The following is a 16,192-nucleotide window of genomic DNA, read 5'->3' on the forward strand; positions in this document are numbered from 1 at the left end:
AAGCCCAATAATTAGAAAAAATAGAACATAAAAGAAGAGCGTGTATTTTAATTTAATCCACCACAGGAAAGCGAATTAAATTTAAAGGCGCAAGGCTAGCAACACTAACCTCGCGTAAGGTGCACTAGGGTGAATCGGGCCATTCTTGCTCGTTAATTATCCCTTGCGCAATCAGGTTTTTTCTTAATTGGCTAATCGTGTGTTTTAACTCATCACGAATAAGCCTAATGGCAGGCGTTATAAGCTGGCGGCTAGGCAGTACTAACCACATTTCAGTGAGGGGGATTTTGTAATCAGGCATTAGCCTTTTTAGTCTGCCCGCTAATAAATCTTCAGCTACATCAATGGCCGATTTTTTGGCTATCCCGGTGCCATCAACACACCAACGCCTTACTATATCGCCATCGTTAACGGCGCGGTCGCTGCTCATTTTAACCTTGTATTTTTGATTATCGTTATACAGCTCCCACCCATCATGCACTACCTCGTAGAGCTTATATAAAAGGGCATTATGATTCAGTAGGTCATCTGGCGTTAACGGCTCACCGTGCTTTTTAATGTACTCAGGCGAGGCGCATAGCACATGTGCAATGTTACAAATTTTAAAGCCGTATAAATTTAGCTCCTGTGCAGCCTCTTTAGTTAAGGCGCGCAGCGCAACATCAATTCCATCACGATAAAAATCAGCGCGGCTGTCGCTTGCTTGTAAGCGCAGCGTCACTTCGCTGTGTTTATCCATAATATTATTTAGTAATACCCGCATAAGGTTGCGCCCCATTTCCGATGACACGGCTATTCGCACTTCACCACTAATAGATTGCTGCTCCTCATGAATAAGCACTTGCCCTTGTTGCAATAAATCGAGTGCCTGCTGACACAGAGGTAAATACCGTTCCCCTTCAGGCGTGAGGCGTATTTGCCTTGTTGTGCGCACAAATATTTGTGCCCCAAGCGCCTGCTCTATACGCTTTAACGAGACACTTGCAGCCGATGAGCTCATATCTAATTGATTTGCAGCAGCTGTAATTGATTGCAGCTCAGCCACTTTGAGTAATACTTGTAAATCAGCTATTTTCATCAAACCCTCTTATTGCATAAACCAGCATGCGTAACTATAGCGTTATTATCCACGTTTTTGCGAAAGTGTATTTAACTTATGCCCATTTATTGACTAAATTTTAAGCCGTACTATAGCGCTATACCAACTTAACGGAGCTTTTAAATGAAATTTTTACTAAACGCATCAACTCTTGCACTGGTTGCAACACTTATATCAACGCCAGCCTCTGCAGAGCAAAGCACATCAAAAGTTGTTGCTGCAAGCAATATTGACTGGGGTTACTTAAACCCGCTACGTGGTGATAAAAGCCCTGGCGCTGCAGATTTATGGGGAAACCGCACAACCGACACCGCAACAGGCATGTTAGTACGCTTTAAAAAAGGCTTTGAATCTCCGCCGCACATTCACAACATTACTTACCGCGGTATCGTTATTGAAGGGCAAATGCATAATGACGACCCAACAGCTGAAAAAATGTGGATGCCAGCGGGTTCGTTTTGGACACAACCTGCAGGTGAAAACCACACCACTGCAGCCAATGCTGAAACAAATTTAATTTACTTAGAAATCGACTCTGGGCCGTACTTAGTTAAACCAACTAATGCCCAGTTTGATAATGGTGAGCGCCCGTTAAACCTACATGCAGACAACATAGTATGGCTAAACAGCAGCGATTTAAACGACATTAACGCCCAAGGCGTTCAAACAGCCTACCTTTGGGGAAGTACAGCCGATATGAACGGCTCAATGATTAAACTTCCTGCCGGCTTTAAAGGTGAAATAAAAACAGATGCAAGCGAATTTCGTGCTGTTGTTATAGCCGGCGCCGTTGAGTACAGCTCAAGCGAGCAAGATAAAGCGCAAAACCTAAGCGCAGGCAGCTATGTAGAATCAACCGGTAACTTTACCCACACGATTAAGAACACTAGCGACAAAACAGCCACTATTTACATTCGTACTAACAGTAAGTACCAAGTAAATTAGTTGGTTAAAGCCTCTAGCAAGCCATTGCTAGAGGCTACTTATTCACCTATTTAAATCTTTATATGCAAATCCAGCCATCGCCTTTCGATATTAAAATACAAGCATAAAAGAAACACTGAGTGTTAAAAAATACGAAAAAGAGATAATCGAAAAGTCTCGCGCCTACACTCCCGCTCAAGCTCATGCAATTAGTGAACACCAAACTAGAAAATATAATTTATCTACACAAATAGCCTACGCAGCAGGGTTAAGAGCCCATGAACTTTTAACGATTGCCAGAGTATCAGAGCGAAAAACAGATAGCCGTCCAGCACTAGACAGCAAATGGCTTGGTCGAGAAGGTTGTATTTATACAGTGAAAGGCAAAGGTGGCCTAATCCGTGATGTACTAATACCTAACGCACTGGCTATACAGCTAGAACAAAGGCGCTTAGCACAGCCCATAACGGTTCGTGATAGGGAAATTAACTATTTGCAACGTTATGATATTGGTGGTGGTCATAGATGGTCATGCTCATTCTCAAAAGCATCCAGTCGCACACTCTTCTTTTCTAATGGCGGGCATGGCCTCAGGCATAGCTATGCACAAGAGAGAATGGCTGAGCTAAAAAGCTTAGGTTTAAGTAGAGCAACTGCTCTCGAAACTGTATCCCAAGAGCTAGGCCATTTCAGGGCTGAAATTACTGAGGTATATTTAAGGTAATACGTGATAACTCTTAATTCACATTAACTGGGTTTGATATTTTTCACTTTTTAATTGCCCCTTCTCTAATTAAAAATTGTCTTGCTTTTGATAGTTGCACCTTATTTTCACCTGCTATTAAAATATCTTTTTCAATAGTTTGTAATTGTTGCTCAAGCATTAAGTTAGCTTCAGCTTGATTTATTTTCCCGAACATAATCATTGCAGTACGCAACAACCCTGCGGAATCAAGAAATAGTTTAATATTTTCAATTACTTGATATATTTGTATGGCATCAAGCTTTAAAAACTGTTCTTTATTGGAGAGGTACGAACTAAATTGCTTAATAATTACAACAACATTTTTCAGTTTCTTCTCATAACGTTGGTAAAAGATAAGAGCATCTTTCGGTAGTTCAGCTTGCTGTTCAAATGTCAGATAAGTCTTTGTTAGGTTGTCAATATGAAGTTCTACTAATCCCTCAAAACCAACTATATTTTCGTATGAATGACTATTGTTTTTTCTAATCATATCCTCAAAGATAATTGATATCGCGTGTGAAAAAGTAAACTCATTTTCAGGGATCGGAGTATCTACTTGAGCTTCTATTTTCTCAAAAAAAGATTGTAACCATGCATTTGCAGCAACCAAAAAACTTAACTGAGATACATAGACATAAGCAATACGATGTTCTAAGTCCTTTTTCATTTTATTTTGGGCTATAACTCTAACTTTAAAACTCAAGAAAGCTGATATTAGGGCTCCAAATAAGCCACTGAGTATAGAAATCAGTAAGGTATTGCCACTATCCATAAATTACCTCATATGCTTTAACAGTCTGATCTTCCCCCGATGCACATATCTTTAACATACTAATCTCAGACTGAGTAATTTTTCGTCCCTTCTTTACCTACAATTACCATTTAAACCAATAGCAATAACTTGCAGATCCAATTAAACTGTCTATATTTTAAACAGCCAAAGTGAGTGAATTCAATTTTAAAGACTTAAGGATAAGCATGTATCTAAGCAAAGGTTATTTTTTACTAATTATATTATTACTTGTTCTTGTAAGTGGTTGCAGTTCCTTGTCCGAAGAAAAATCAAGTAACAGAAATATTGGCCCAGAAATCTTCAAAAATATCGAAGTTTGGAAATACGGGGTTCCATCTGAGCATTATGACATTTTAGAAACAAGTGTAACACCTAACCCGCAAGTCGCCCAAAACGGGCAACCAATCTACCCATCTTATGAAGCAGTTCGAAACTTTGGAGTAGAAAGAGCAAAATTTTTGAAGGGAAACGCTATTTTAATAGTTTCAAAACCTATAAATCAACATCAACCGATTCAACCCCCCCAGCAAATACATTCAGCAACAATTATTAGATATGAATCTGTTTCTGACTTAGTAAAACAAACCCAGTTACCTAATAATGTTATTAATTTAAACATATCTAAACTTGTTGATAGTTCCAACAACCCGCTAGATAAATTCAATATATATTCGCTATCAAAAATTGATGAAAAAGAGCTCAAGGCCAAATTAAAAACACTACCTATCTTTCCCGAAAATAGCTATAGCGGTTGTCATGCAAGAGCACATTTTGACTATTTAGAGCTTTCGAAGGTCACAAATAAAACTTATAAAGTCTGGCTTATGTCTAGCGCCCTTTTGGCACCTGCTACTAGTGGTAGAATATCATTTGGCTCAAGCAATGGTGAAAAGACATCTTGGGATTATCATGTGGCTTTAGCATATACAGATTTAAAAAAACAAGAGTGGGTAATTGATAGACTTATTTCTCCAGAGCCAGTTCCTATAATAGACTGGGTTGAAAAGTTTGAAATTGACGGATATGCAGCATTAATAAGAGGTAACCCTGACAGCTACTTATTTAATAAGACAGAAGTGCCTGTTTCCTCTAGCGGTAATCTGTCACATTTTATGCCTAAAAATGTTTTTAATGGTTCCTTTTACAAATACTCTGGACAATCTTTTAATGAGCATTGGGCTGCTAGCGATATAGCTGTTGATGCCCTCAGTTCTCAGTTTCAAAAAGGCAATTTCTCTGCATGCGAATGGAACATTTTTTACTCAGACTCTATGACTTTAAAAAGTAAACTGGTTAGTTCAAATACACCAGCAGAATGTATGAAGGCTAAAAGCTTGTTTAATAATGAGTTTGAAAAATGGAAAACTCTTGGCCTGTAAAAAATATTCTTGCAATTGTCATTGAAACCTTCATATGACATTACGAGCAACAAGGAGATATCATGAGCGATGAAATACTAAATGAATTGCAAGCCCTTAGGGACGAGTTAAATGTTCTTAGGACTATTCAAAACAATAATGATGAAAAAGACTTCCTAAGAATTAAGTCAACAATCGAAGACTCATTGGTTAATTCTGTTGAAATTGAAAATAAATTGATAGAAGTAACGAATCGAATAAAAGCAACCGAATTATTTAACGTTTTGATATCTATAAATAACCCAGAATCACGAGCTTTGGGATTTAAATTTACTGACGTTGTGAAAGTGAAAGCTGTAGATATATTGACGCGGGAAATTACTTCAGAAAAAGCTAGGAATAGGTTCTCTAGTGTATTGAAAAAAGTATTAAATAACCCTATAGCTTCGGTTCTGATTGAATCAAACCCTGTTGCTGGTGTTATTTCTAATGTTGTGAATTTTGCTTCAGATTTCCTTGATACAGAGCTTTCAGATAATGGCTTGTTTCAGAAAACAAAAATAATTACTAAAGATGTAATAAAAGAAGAACGGATTGAAGAGTTTAATGAGTCATTAAGTAAACATATTGAATTATTTTCAGGTCTAAATGCATCTTCAATTAAGTTAGATTTAAAAGTTGAGAGTCTAATGGAAAAAGCAAAAATATTAAACGCCTCATTTATAGGGATAAATCAAAAGCTTAGGTCTAAACTATCACTTCCATTAAGTGGCGGATATTCAAGTGAGTTACAGCAAAGGCTTAGCCTAACAAATGATGAATATGGTTTTAAAAAATACTCAAACTTATTATCTGACCGAGAAGTTATTGAAGCGTATAACATTTCACTGTTTCTAGAGTCAGAAAAGAATGCTGTCAATGAGCTTGTAGACAATTATTCTAAAGTATTAAAGGGATTTCTAGAAGATTATAAAGGCATTCTAGAAAATACCAAAGGAAGCATTGAAGAAATTGATGATGAGTTAGTTGATAATGTTATTGCTAAAATTGAAAATTATGAAAATGATATGTTCAAAGTACATAATGACAAAGTTTTACTAAGGGATTTAGAAACTACCAAAATAATCGCTGAAAAGAACATGTTTCATTAATTGCACTAAGTTAAGTACTGGCTTATGTGCGATCTAGCGGTTTTGAATTTGAGTCAAGTAAAATCTGGCTATATTAACTAACATAGGCGGCTACTGCTTCCGGTAAAGAGCCATTGTTTAATAGTACTGCCAATAACGGTTCGTGATAGGGAAATTAACTATGTGCAACGTTATGATATTGATGGGGCCATAAACACTCATTCTCAAAAGCATCTAGTCGCACACTCTTTTTTCTAATTGCAGACATGGTCTTAGGCATAGCTACGCACAAGAGAGAATGGCTGAGCTAAAGAGTTTCGGTTTAAGTAGGTCTATAGCTCTTGAGACAGTATCGCAAGAGCTAGGCCATTTCAGGGCTGAAATTACTCAAGTTTACTTGAGATAAAAGCTACCCATTGATTAGTACTTTATACATTAATTCAAAGTGATGAGCAATTGATAGCTTTTTAATATATGCCAAGCTGGTTTGACAACCATTCTGATAGATTTCTAGCAATTCGTTGAGAGACTTTGACCACACTAAGGTTTCAGGTTTAGTTCTTATAAAAGCCTCTAATTCTGAAATAGCCTCTTCAAGCAAAATCGGCACTTCATCAGCTACTTGCCTCTCAGCTGATAAAAAATGCCTTATATATATTTCTAAAGTCGGCTTATCAAAAGTGATATGAAGAGCAGCTGTTATGGCCTGCCCGCCTCCCTCTGAGAAGTAATCACCCACCACAGAAAAGTCACCGTAGCCTTGAAAACCTCGACTTGCATAGTTGACATGCAAATCAGTAAAAAACTCTTCTAACTGAGCTCTATATTCTCTATTAGTGGACCTACGATTAAAGCAATCATCAATTAATACACGCTCAAAATCACTAAATTGTGATTGATAAAAGTTACTTGAGCAATGCTCTATAAAAATATGCTTTTTAAACTGCCTATTCGTTGCTGATATCTCTTGTAAAAATTGGATATCCTGAAATTGACCAAAATGAATAATTGAAAAACTATGTTGTGGGTACCTATCGAGAATAGTGTTAATTTCTGTATTTGTAGATGTATCATTCACAATTATTCCAAATTCAGCATTAGGATAGGTATTAGAAATTCCATCTAAAAGTTGCTCTCTTGCGAGCGAATTGTTGGCTAACTCTCCAACTTTAGGGTTTGAAACAATGATATAATTTGAATTATTTTCTTCTAAGACTTCTATACATTTAAGAATGTCTCTGCTTGACTGCCTAACTGGCTCAATAATGGGTGTAGAATTGCTCTCTGCAATTTTGTCGATAACATAACGAACAGCTAATAATTCAAACTGCTTACCACGTAGATAAGAGTGATACATTTTCACATTCCTTGTATTGTGTATTTACTAACCAACAATACAGGATTGTAAATTTAATAAAAGCTTTTTATTCAAGCGACTTGACAACAAGACTGAGGTTAATGATTTAGGAAAATCCTTAAAAGTGCTTTTTTCTAAATCTGAGTATTCCCTAGCTCTAATTTGTTTCAGATATTCCTTATGAAGAGTGTTTATATCAAGTTTTGCAAATAGCTCGATACAATCTTGTTTTCTTTTTGATGGGCTCAGTGCAGGGCTATAATCAAAGTTATTGCTAATAATCTGCATATACTCAGGCACTCTTAAACAATTTAATATTGTTTCTGAACAAAAAGTTTCTATGTTTGTAGATGCTTCTCTTAACATTTTTAGGCTATATCTATCTGTTAATTCATAAAGCCCAGTAGTACCGTCTATAACCTTTAGAGCCTTCTCTACATCAACACTTGGTACAACAAGATAAACCCTTTCAAAAGCTTTTTTATAAGTTTTCAACTGAGAGTCTAATCTTTGAAAAGAGTCAAACTCAGTTTTAATTTCATATGCTGTTGAAGTACCATTAAAAATAGCAACATCCGCAATAGTATTATTAACCTTGAACTCTGTGACATAGAGTGAATTTGAGAGCTTATGCCTCCCTCTTACTATTTTTTCTGCGATAGCATTTTTATATATATATTCATTTGGGTAATGCTGTCTCAATAAGTGAAATGCCCGCTCAAAAAATGCAGGTAGGTTCTGATAATCGAGGCGAATCACATTGGCTTCTAACTCAGAAACTATCTTTTCAAGCGTATGACTCTCACCAAACTTGGCAAGCTCCACTAGGATGCTTTTATTAAAGACCTTGCTCATAAGTTGAAAGTCGTATTTGGTCAGTTCGATATTTTTCATAACCAGTTAAGTAAAAAACATTCCATTTAATTTACCCATAAACAGAGTAACCCATGAATTCAAAATATACATGTAATTATTGCATCATTTTAGGTTCATTAATATTATAAAAAGTAGCACAGAGGTAGCACAGGGTAATTTCTGTTAGTAGGTGTTTACTTAGGAAGCTTGTAAAAATGGTGGCCCCTCCCAGACTCGAACTGGGGACCTAACGATTATGAGTCGTGTGCTCTAACCAACTGAGCTAAGGGGCCAACTTTGTATAACTACGAGGTAGTTAATTTTTGAAGCGTTTAGCCACTGAGCGACTAAAGCGGGTTGCAGTATAAAAAGTTTTTTAAGGCTTGTCACTAGCAAAAACCTTTATTTTAACAATCAGTAAGCTGACTGCTTAAATAGTAATCTTTTTGCATGCGAATAGGCAGGAAATAACAGAAAAATAAACACAGAAGTATGCAAGCCGCTTTTTTACAATTTTAATAACTATAAAAAAGTGGCCGGCTCACATTGAACACACCACACATTATTTTTTAGCAATAATGTAGATAGCGTGAATTAAACCAGGGAAGTAACCCAGTAAAGTTAGTAAAATATTTAGCCAAAAGTGCATACCTAAACCAACTTGTAAAAATACACCCAGTGGCGGTAATAAAATCGACAGTATTATACGAATGATATCCATGATATAACTCCTTTAAAAATGACAAGCAAAAAGCCCAGCTAAGCTGGGCTTTTTAGTATAGTGTATTATTCAGCAACAATAGTTAGTTCATCTACTACGTCACGAACATCTTCAGCATTTTTAGCAATTTTTACTGCTAACTGCTTTTCAGCTTCTGTTTCAACAGAACCTTTAAGTTTTACTATACCGTTGTCGGTATCAACGTCGATATCTGTACCGTCAACTTCTGAGTCAAATAAGAAACGTGTAGTAATTACTGTGGTGATTTTAGCGTCAGTTAAGTCGTTATCGTCATCATCCATAGTGTCACGATCTTTGTCGTCCATATCCATGTTTTTCACAACAGTTAGGTTGTTTTCTACATCAGATACGCCATCTAGGCTAATTACAAGTTCTTCAGCTAGCTCTTTATCAAGGTCGCTGTTTACTTTACCTGTAAGTACTACCTTGCCATTTTTTACATCAGTGTTAATGTCAAAGTTGTTTAGATTAGTGTTCATAAGAAGCACTGTTTCTGCCTTACCATCAATCCAAGCATCTTTACTTTCATTTTCCCAAGTGCCCGCTTGAGCACCCATAGCTGTAGTACCTAGAACTAAAGCCGCAATCATAGATTTGTTGAATGTTTTCATAATCTTTCTCCTTTTGATTAAAGACACTTTTATGTATGCGAGCTTTAGGCCAACTTTATTAACACTTTAAATTCATAAAGTTAGCTATTTTATTGGGTATAAATAAAAATACCTCCGAGTAAACATTTACAGGCTATTAGGTAAAACTTTCTTAAGTGGTGAAAATAACGATTATATTGCTGTTTTGGTTAATCTATCGTTAATATAATAAATTAAGCGGAGTTATTAAAACAATAAGCCATTGATATATAAATAGTTAAGTTTTGGTACACCACTTGCTATGTACAGTGGTAACTCATATAAAAAGGATTATTCCCATGTCTGTAAAAATTGAAGACCGCCCAATAGAGCAAGTTCGCGAACAAGTAATAGACCAACTTATTTATAACTACAGCCATGGCGTTATTTCAGCTGAAGCCTTTGAAAGGCGCTTAGACAGTGCAATGGAAGCAACCGATAATACTGCGTTACTTAATTTAGTAGAGGATTTAACCCTTACTACAGATACCCAGTACAGTGCTCAAAAGCAAACGCAATTTGCCCCTAACTACAGCGCCCAACAAGCGGATGAAGAAAACTTAACACTGCGAAGCATTTTAGGCTCAAGCGAGCGTAGCGGCCAATGGGTGGTGCCTAAAGATATTTATATTCAAAACTATATGGGGTCGATTGTTTTAGATTTTACTGATGCTATTTTTGCCCACCAACATGTTACCGTGCATGTAAATTGTATTTTTGGCAGCGAAGAAATTTACGTACCAGAGCACGTTAATGTAGTTTCTAAAATGTTTTGTATATTAGGTAGTTTTGAAAACAAAACGGTGTCGCTTAATAAGCGCCAAGGCCCCACAATTAACCTAGAAGGTAAAACAGTTTTAGGTTCGGTGGAGGTAAAAGTTAAACGCACCATTAAAGAAAAATTTGTGAGTTTTGCTAATGATTTAAAGGCCCAGCTTGGGGTGAGTAATAAATAATACGGGTAAAAACAAATGGGTAGAAAAGCCATATTATGCGCTTTTCTACACCGTTATTTATGCCTATTTTATAAGTCGTTATTACGCTCGCTTGGAATGTCACTCATATACTGCACAAACTCAACCTCGAACCCTGCTGGGTCTAAGTAATATACGTTTTTTCTAAATGGGTTTTCTGCGCCCTCTTTATCAATGCTAAATCCGGCGTGTTTTAAGCGCTGTATAACAGCGTCTAGGTTGTTTGTAACGTAGGCAAAATGAGCCAGCCCGACTTGATGCCCTGCCAAATCTCTGTTTTTATGCTCGCCATTATCGCTTATAGCAATGTAGTGATTATCGTCGCCAAAATGTACCCAGCGCTTAGGTTTGCCATACCAGGTGTTATGCCCTTCACTTCTAATTGACCAATAAGGAAAAGCTGCTTGGTAAAATTTAAGCATGGCATTTATATCGTTTACTACTAAATGTACGTGTTCTAATTTCATTATTATTTACCCTAGTTGATTGCTTAAACACAAGATAAAACCTCAAGCTAACTTTAGGTAAAGCACTTTTTTTACTTTTTAGTATTATTGGCGTGTACTGCCCTTTTAAGATTAATTTTTACATCAATACGTTGGCTAGCAGGACGCGAAAGCTTTGCATCATGGCTGTGATTAAGTTGCCCTTTGGTTGAACAAATTTCAATCCATACACGCCAACATGCCTTAGATACGAATAAATTTACATGCATTTCAAGGCCGTACAAAAAACGCACAAAAGTATTTAGGGTTTATTGTTTACTTTATGGCAAAAGTCGCTAAAATACGCCGGCTTAAATATATAAACGTTCTTTTACAACCCAAAGGTAATACCATGCATCCAATGTTAAACATTGCGGTTCGCGCTGCGCGCAACGCAGGCAAAATTTTACTTCGCGCAAGTGAAGATTTATCAAAAGTTGAAATTCAACAAAAAGGCACTAACGACTTAGTGACTAACATTGATAAAGAAGCCGAAGCCGTAATTCGTGATACAATTTTAAAATCTTACCCTGATCACTGCATTGTTGGTGAAGAACTAGGTGAGCACAAAGGTAAAGATGCAGATTACCAATGGATTGTTGACCCGCTTGATGGCACAACTAACTTCATCAAGGGTATCCCTCATTTCGCGGTTTCTATCGCACTTAAAGTAAAAGGTCGTTTAGACCAAGCTGTAATTTACGATCCAGTTCGTGGCGAGCTTTTCACTGCATCTCGTGGTCAAGGCGCACAGCTAAACAGCAAGCGTTTACGCGTTACTAAAACCGTAGAATTAGCTGGTTCAATTCTAGCAACAGGCTTCCCTTTCAAACAAAAACACCACTTAGATGCATACACAGACGCGTTTAAAGCATTGTTTACACAAACTGCTGATATTCGTCGTGCAGGTTCTGCAGCGCTAGATATGGCATATGTAGCGGCGGGCCGTGTTGATGGCTTTTTTGAAATTGGTTTAAAACCATGGGACACAGCAGCAGGCGAGTTACTTGTAAAAGAAGCTGGCGGCATGGTTGTTGATTTTGCAGGTGGCGTTAACTACAACAATAGCGGTAACATTATTTGTGGTGCTCCTAAGCTTACCCAAGCAATTATTCGTGAAATTCGCCCAGTATTACCTGAAGCGTTACTTCGCTAATAAAGTGCATGTAACCCTATTATAAAAAAGGAGCCTATGGCTCCTTTTTTGTTTTAAAAGTAAGGGTTATCGAGCTTTAGCTCCGTGGTATAACCTTTTGTAAAAGGGAGAGAGTTTATGTCTTTTGCAAAATACTCATCAAATAACGCATCAAACTCTCCGCTGTTTTGCATGTTTTGCAACCCAAGCTCTATGGCTTGCGCTAAAACTGGCTTACTACTTACAACAAAATAATAAATACCGGTGGGATAACTAATAAATAAATTAGGCACAATAACTAAGTTACTCTGCGCATTGGCAACAAGCTCAGAATTAACTTCGATAAATGAGCGAGGAAAGTAATCGATTCTGCCCCGGCTAGTGAGCGTGAACATAGCTTGATAGTTACTCAGCGGCCTTACATGTAAGCCGTTATAAGCCATTATTTTTGTATCTGGCCAATCATGCCCTTGCACTGCCGAGAGCTCACTTAATTGCGCTAACGTGGTAATGCCTTTAAATTTCTCGACATTTTTTTTACTGGTTAATAAAACGCGCTTGCCTATAAAGCCTTTAAATAGCGGGACTTTAACGGCTATTGCCCGTGCCTCTCGTTCTGGGCTGCTCATGCTCCAATAAACATCTAACTCTGTTTTATCTAGCTCAATCAGGTCACGCTGTTGCTGTAAGCTCACTGGCTGCATTTTTATGTCTACAGGATAGTTAGCCCGCTCTAGGGCTCGTGTTAATAGCTCACTTAGGTATTCTTCACGGGCATTTTGCACACTTTGCTTTTGAGCAACATTAACAATCTCTACCCCTTGCACAAAAAAACTAACCGCAAATAAAGCAAACCCACCAACTACTACTTTTAATGGCAACATAATAATTACCTATTTTTTATACCACCTGTTTATTCTCTGGTGCTAAGCGCACTACGGCAGGCGCAGGCTTTCTGCGCTTACAAATAAACAAATAACTATGGCGATATCGCTTAGCCTCTTTTTTAGCATCTGTTGCAAGTGCTGCAACTTGATGGCTGTTTTTACATTCTTGTAAGTCGGGCTCCACAAGGCCAATTGATAACGTAAGTAAAGGTACAAATTGCTTTTCTCCCTCACGATTTGTAGCCCAGTAACCTTTGCTCTTAATGTGCTCAGGCGTAAAAAAAGTGCGTGATTGCAGTTCAAACTGCTCAATTATGGTATTACAAATATACACAGCATCTGATTGGTCAAACACAACCATAAAGTCATCACCACCTATATGTCCTACAAAGTTAGCACTGTTTTCGCATGCTTGCACGGTTACATCTGCCAATAATTTAATCACACTATCGCCACTGGCATAGCCGTATAAATCATTGAACTGCTTAAAGTGATTAAGATCTATATAGGCAAGCGAAAACGCACTTTGTGAGCGTAACCTTTGCTCTATTGCCTCATTAATCGCTACATTACCAGGGAGCATAGTGAGTGGGTTAGCGTGCTGGGCGTGACGAATTTTTTCTTCTGTTATGTGCTTTAAAATATCACGTAAAGGGGCAAGCCCTAAGTAACGTTCATTACGGGTGATCACAATATGGCGGCGAATATCAAAGTCTTGCTCTGTAATTTGCTGACTCACGGTATCAAGAAGTTGGTTTTCATCCACCACTAAAGGTTGTTTATCCATAAAGTCAGTTACGGGGCACTTGTCGTAAAGTGCATGGCCATAGGGCGCTGCAAACACCTCTGTGAGCTGATCTTTATGTAGTAACCCAACCGGTTGGCCGGCTTTATTTAAAACCGCTAGGCTCATCACGGCTTTGTCTTTTTCGAATAGCTTGTGGGCGTCTTTGCAACGGGTTTCGCTGTCTATTGCTTCTTGTGTAACAGCAAGCCAGCCAATCGCCATTGATTGATCAAACGTATTGCTTGGCTGTTTAAAGTTCAATGCTTGTAATTGCTCTGAGCTGTAATCAAGGCTTGGGTTTGAGTTTGGTTTTTCCAGTAAAAAACCTTGTACGTTTGCTATCCCTAAGCTTTCAACATAGGCAAGCTCTTCCACTCTTTCTATGCCTTCGGCTATTACGGCGGTGTTTGTTGCTTTTGCGAGTACCGTAATCGATTTTAAAAACTCTTTTTTAACTTCGCTTTCATCGCAATGATCAATAAAGTAACGGTCGATTTTTACAAAATCGGGGCATAGTTCAGACCACTGTTTTAAACCCGAGTAACCAGCACCTAAATCGTCAATGGCAATGGTAAAACCCAGCTCGCGGTAGTGTGCAATTGTTTTTAATAATAAAAAACCATCGTCGACCTTTTCTTGCTCTGTTACCTCAATTACCACGCGGTTTGCTGCTAAACCAAACTGCTCTATTAAGTGCAGGGTTTCACCTTTTGGGTGGCAAGGGTCAAGCAAGGTTTTAGGGCTTACATTTAAAAATAACTTACCGTTTAGATTAAGCTTTACAAAGTTTTCAATTGCTTTTGAGCGGCATAATAGCTCAAGCTCTGAAATTAAAGCGTGTTCACTGGCCGCTTCAAACAGTCGGTTAGGCATTTCCAAAGGGCTGTTTTTAGGCCCTCGACTTAGCGCTTCGTAACCTATAATTGTTTGATTAGCTATATCAAAAATAGGCTGAAATAACGTGGTTATTTCACCGTTACTTAAAATGTACTCTAGTACTTTGCGCTGCATCGTCACTGCAAAACCTGATTGTCGTTTAATAGGGGCATTAAAGTAGCAAGCCTGTATGACAATTTTATGGCATTAGGCGCTATTGACCATTCAGGATTAAATTTGCTCAATTTAGGGGCGGTACAACCTCAGCGCTAAGTTTATAGCCTAATATACTGTTTACTATTCATACGTTATTGTAATGGCTTAATTATATAACCGGCTCAAGGCTTTAAGTTCAGCCTAAAAGGCGTGTACGTTTAGCCTTAAAGGCAACCAAGCTCTATAAAACCGCGCGCAATAAAAAACCGCTCAATTGAGCGGTTTTATTTAGCGTTAACTCTATTACGGCAATGCGTCTAGGTCTGCGCCTTCTTTTTCAATTACCTCTGGTATTAAATCTTCTTTACTTACGCCCATGGTAATAGCTACCGAGCTTGCAACGTAAACTGAAGAATAAGTACCAATGAACACACCAAATAACAGGGCTGTAGCAAAGCCGTGAATGGTTTGTCCGCCCCACACAAATAGCGCAATCAATACCAAAATAGTGGTGATTGACGTTACAAGTGTACGGTTAAGTGTTTGCGTTAACGACATGTCGATAATTTCGATAGTGTCGTCGATGCGTACTTTACGGAAGTTTTCACGAATACGGTCAGATACAACAATAGTATCGTTAAGTGAGTAACCAATTACCGCCAATATTGCCGCTAAAATAGTTAAGTCAAACTCTAACCCTAATACAGAAAACAAACCCACTGTTATAATTACATCGTGTAATAGTGCACCTACCGCGCCCACAGCAAAACGCCACTCAAAGCGAAATGCCACGTAAATCAAAATACAAATAAGCGCAGTTAACATGGCAAGGCCACCCTGCTCTTTTAAGTCTTCCCCTACGCTTGGGCCTACAAACTCAATGCGGCGCATTACTACACTCTCATCAGCTTGCTTTAAGGCAGTAATAACTTGGTTACCAATAACTTCGGCTTTTACTTCACTGCCACGCGGCGCTAAACGAACCAAAATATCTTGGCTAGAACCAAACAGCTGCACTGAAGCATCGGCAAACCCGTTTTCAGCTAATACTGAGCGTACTTTTTTCAAATCTGCAGGTTGCGAAAAACCAACCTCTACAGCGGTACCGCCAGTAAAATCTAAACCAAAGTTTAAACCTTTGATAAAAATTGAGGCAAACGACGCTAAAATTAATAGCGTAGAAAAACCCATAGCCACTTTACGAAGTGACATGAAACGTAGGGTTTTACCACCCAAACTTAAAATTTGCATGTCCGCTCC

General features: G+C 38.0%; 17 protein-coding genes, 1 tRNA gene and 1 pseudogene. 7 read left to right on the forward strand and 12 right to left on the reverse strand.

Annotated elements, in window-relative coordinates:
• Positions 1–124: 124 nt before the first annotated feature.
• Complete coding sequence (locus PSH50_RS13065; RefSeq protein ID WP_064387367.1) at positions 125–1,078, reverse strand: LysR family transcriptional regulator; 954 nt, start codon at positions 1,076–1,078, stop codon at positions 125–127.
• A 144-nt stretch (positions 1,079–1,222) separates the two neighbouring features.
• Here PSH50_RS13065 and PSH50_RS13070 point away from each other — a divergent pair, with 144 nt between their 5' ends.
• Positions 1,223–2,044, forward strand: coding sequence for a DUF4437 domain-containing protein (locus tag PSH50_RS13070; RefSeq protein ID WP_273587518.1), 822 nt, complete (start codon positions 1,223–1,225; stop codon positions 2,042–2,044).
• A 355-nt stretch (positions 2,045–2,399) separates the two neighbouring features.
• On the forward strand, positions 2,400–2,747 hold the full coding sequence (locus tag PSH50_RS13075; protein ID WP_273587519.1) for a hypothetical protein: 348 nt from the start codon (positions 2,400–2,402) through the stop codon (positions 2,745–2,747).
• Positions 2,748–2,790: 43 nt separating this feature from the next.
• Here PSH50_RS13075 and PSH50_RS13080 read toward each other — a convergent pair whose 3' ends face one another.
• Positions 2,791–3,540 carry a hypothetical protein gene (locus PSH50_RS13080; protein ID WP_273587520.1) on the reverse strand — a complete coding sequence of 250 codons (750 nt, stop codon included), beginning with the start codon at positions 3,538–3,540 and terminating at the stop codon, positions 2,791–2,793.
• A gap of 206 nt (positions 3,541–3,746) precedes the next feature.
• Here PSH50_RS13080 and PSH50_RS13085 point away from each other — a divergent pair, with 206 nt between their 5' ends.
• From PSH50_RS13085 to PSH50_RS13095, 3 genes and pseudogenes are all read left to right on the forward strand, one after another.
• A complete protein-coding gene (locus tag PSH50_RS13085; protein ID WP_273587521.1) occupies positions 3,747–4,940 on the forward strand; it encodes a protein-glutamine glutaminase family protein in 1,194 nt (397 codons plus the stop codon).
• A gap of 62 nt (positions 4,941–5,002) precedes the next feature.
• Positions 5,003–6,070 carry a hypothetical protein gene (locus tag PSH50_RS13090; protein ID WP_273587522.1) on the forward strand — a complete coding sequence of 356 codons (1,068 nt, stop codon included), beginning with the start codon at positions 5,003–5,005 and terminating at the stop codon, positions 6,068–6,070.
• Positions 6,071–6,199: 129 nt separating this feature from the next.
• Positions 6,200–6,455: pseudogene (locus tag PSH50_RS13095) on the forward strand (site-specific integrase); the annotation flags it as partial.
• A gap of 3 nt (positions 6,456–6,458) precedes the next feature.
• Here PSH50_RS13095 and PSH50_RS13100 read toward each other — a convergent pair.
• The 5 genes from PSH50_RS13100 to PSH50_RS13120 form a co-directional block, all read right to left on the reverse strand.
• Positions 6,459–7,406: a sce7725 family protein gene (locus tag PSH50_RS13100; protein ID WP_273587523.1), complete on the reverse strand. Its 948-nt coding sequence runs from the start codon at positions 7,404–7,406 to the stop codon at positions 6,459–6,461.
• Positions 7,407–7,433: 27 nt separating this feature from the next.
• Positions 7,434–8,300, reverse strand: coding sequence for a sce7726 family protein (locus PSH50_RS13105; RefSeq protein WP_273587524.1), 867 nt, complete (start codon positions 8,298–8,300; stop codon positions 7,434–7,436).
• Between the two features lie 177 nt (positions 8,301–8,477).
• Positions 8,478–8,554, reverse strand: a tRNA-Ile gene (locus tag PSH50_RS13110).
• Positions 8,555–8,823: 269 nt separating this feature from the next.
• The gene (locus PSH50_RS13115) at positions 8,824–8,982 is read right to left on the reverse strand and encodes a YqaE/Pmp3 family membrane protein (RefSeq protein ID WP_004587604.1); all 159 of its coding nucleotides are present in this window, start codon (positions 8,980–8,982) and stop codon (positions 8,824–8,826) included.
• 65 nt (positions 8,983–9,047) lie between these two features.
• The gene (locus PSH50_RS13120) at positions 9,048–9,614 is read right to left on the reverse strand and encodes a BON domain-containing protein (protein WP_004587605.1); all 567 of its coding nucleotides are present in this window, start codon (positions 9,612–9,614) and stop codon (positions 9,048–9,050) included.
• A gap of 317 nt (positions 9,615–9,931) precedes the next feature.
• Here PSH50_RS13120 and PSH50_RS13125 point away from each other — a divergent pair, with 317 nt between their 5' ends.
• A complete protein-coding gene (locus PSH50_RS13125) occupies positions 9,932–10,588 on the forward strand; it encodes a LiaF domain-containing protein (RefSeq protein ID WP_121638040.1) in 657 nt (218 codons plus the stop codon).
• A gap of 68 nt (positions 10,589–10,656) precedes the next feature.
• Here PSH50_RS13125 and PSH50_RS13130 read toward each other — a convergent pair whose 3' ends face one another.
• Positions 10,657–11,073 carry a VOC family protein gene (locus tag PSH50_RS13130; RefSeq protein WP_004587607.1) on the reverse strand — a complete coding sequence of 139 codons (417 nt, stop codon included), beginning with the start codon at positions 11,071–11,073 and terminating at the stop codon, positions 10,657–10,659.
• A 71-nt stretch (positions 11,074–11,144) separates the two neighbouring features.
• The gene (locus tag PSH50_RS13135; protein ID WP_273587525.1) at positions 11,145–11,321 is read right to left on the reverse strand and encodes a hypothetical protein; all 177 of its coding nucleotides are present in this window, start codon (positions 11,319–11,321) and stop codon (positions 11,145–11,147) included.
• Between the two features lie 122 nt (positions 11,322–11,443).
• On the opposite strand from PSH50_RS13135, the gene suhB reads away from it, so the two are divergent.
• A complete protein-coding gene (suhB, locus tag PSH50_RS13140; protein ID WP_024031435.1) occupies positions 11,444–12,247 on the forward strand; it encodes an inositol-1-monophosphatase in 804 nt (267 codons plus the stop codon).
• Between the two features lie 53 nt (positions 12,248–12,300).
• Here the strand turns inward: suhB and PSH50_RS13145 are convergent, their stop codons facing one another.
• From PSH50_RS13145 to secF, 3 genes are all read right to left on the reverse strand, one after another.
• On the reverse strand, positions 12,301–13,110 hold the full coding sequence (locus PSH50_RS13145) for an ABC transporter substrate-binding protein (RefSeq protein ID WP_248443977.1): 810 nt from the start codon (positions 13,108–13,110) through the stop codon (positions 12,301–12,303).
• A gap of 16 nt (positions 13,111–13,126) precedes the next feature.
• Entirely contained in the window at positions 13,127–14,917 is a 1,791-nt protein-coding gene (locus tag PSH50_RS13150; protein ID WP_029772780.1) for a bifunctional diguanylate cyclase/phosphodiesterase, read from the reverse strand.
• Positions 14,918–15,235: 318 nt separating this feature from the next.
• Positions 15,236–16,183 carry a protein translocase subunit SecF gene (secF, locus tag PSH50_RS13155; RefSeq protein ID WP_004587611.1) on the reverse strand — a complete coding sequence of 316 codons (948 nt, stop codon included), beginning with the start codon at positions 16,181–16,183 and terminating at the stop codon, positions 15,236–15,238.
• Between the last annotated feature and the right edge of the window lie 9 nt (positions 16,184–16,192).

It is taken from the genome of Pseudoalteromonas sp. Angola-7 (assembly GCF_028599255.1).
Lineage (GTDB): Bacteria > Pseudomonadota > Gammaproteobacteria > Enterobacterales > Alteromonadaceae > Pseudoalteromonas > Pseudoalteromonas atlantica.